Source organism: Pseudoxanthobacter sp. (assembly GCF_036822375.1).
Lineage (GTDB): Bacteria > Pseudomonadota > Alphaproteobacteria > Rhizobiales > Segnochrobactraceae > Pseudoxanthobacter.
Genome location: NZ_DAISHT010000179.1, coordinates 5,446 through 6,840 on the forward strand (window position 1 = coordinate 5,446; position 1,395 = coordinate 6,840).

Annotated in this window: 1 protein-coding gene; it reads left to right on the top strand. The window is 74.0% G+C overall.

The window, feature by feature from the left end; genetic code table 11:
* Positions 1 to 740: 740 nt before the first annotated feature.
* On the top strand, positions 741 to 1,395 hold a 655-nt coding region (gene bcsN / locus V7067_RS13955), incomplete at its 3' end, for a cellulose biosynthesis protein BcsN (protein WP_334176512.1).

Genomic DNA, 1,395 nt, shown 5'->3' on the forward strand with positions numbered 1-1,395 from the left:
TTCGTTCCGCCCGGGCCGCCGTGAGCCCCGCGGCTCATTCGGCCGGGGGCGCCGGCCATCCGTTCTGCCCGCCGCTGCCGCCCGGACCGCCGGTCTGGCCGGGCATGGCGCCGTTCTGGGGCGGCCGGCCGCCGGGCGGGCCGTTGCGCACCTTGCCCGGCACGGGGCCGCATTTGCAGGGCGCGCCGTCTTTCAGCGGGGCCACGCCGGCGCGCGGCGGCGGGGGCAGCGGACACGGCCGGGCGGCCTTCTGGCCCTGTTGCGTCAGCGGAACGCACATCGGCGGCGGCGGCCGGTTGCGGTCCTGTCCGCCCTGTTCGCCGCCGGGCCGGGCGGGCTGCGCCACAGCCGCCGCAGCCATCAGGCAGCTGCCGAGCAGAATGCCAAATCGCAGCGCACCGGTTCGTGTCATCGTGTCAGTCCTTCGTGGTCTTGCCTGCAGCAGCCTGCGACCGGTGCAACGCGGCACCGGCACAGAGCCTCGCAGGCTGAACGCGCGGCAGGCCGCTTTCCGACGCGACAACGGGCGCCTCACGGAGTTGTCATCCGCGCGACCGGACGCGGAAACGGCGGCTTTACGCTGTATTAACCTCGTTTGTTAATGGTTGCCGGAAGGCGGACGGGCCGCCTTTCAGGCGAGTTGTATGGTTTTGGCGCCCTTCGGCATCGATGGACATGGCACCGGAGACGGTATCCGGCCGCGCCGTGTGCGGCGGCGGGCCGGTGCAGCTTTGCTGCCGGTGCTGCTGCTTGCCGTCGGGCTCGCCGGCTGTGCCGGCGGCCGGCCGCAGGGCGCGGCCGACGCGTTTCGTCTGACGCCGCTGCCGCCGGGCGCCGCGCTGGTGCTGCCGCCGGCCGGGCAGGGCAGCGTGCTGGCCGTGGTGGAGCAGCGCCAGAACGGCGGCCTCCAGCAGACCGTCCTGCTTGTTTCGCCGGCGCAGCGCGAACTCGGGCAGAATGCCATCGATGTCATGGTTGCGCCGGCCGGTGCCGACGCCGCCCGCGCGGCCGCGCCTTCGCCGGCGGAGATCGCCCGCGAGATGGCCCGGGTCATGCCGATGCCGATGGTGATTTCTGCCGACACCGGCCACAACCTCTACGGCCCGTTCGGTTTTGCGGTGGGCGGCAACGCGGCGGCGGCCTGCTTCTATGGCTGGCAGGACCTTCTGGTCGGGGGACTGGCCAGCGCCGGCCCGGCGGACCTTTCCTCGGTGCGGCTGCGCGTCCGGCTCTGCGCGCGCGGCGGCGGGGTGGAAAGGCTGCTGGCGTTCATGCAGGGCATCAGCGTAGGCGCCGCGCCGGCCCCTGCGGCCGGCTTCGGCGGCGGGCCACCACGGGCGATGTCCGCACGCCTGCCGGCGCCGGTTACAGCCATGCCCGCCACAGCCATGCCCG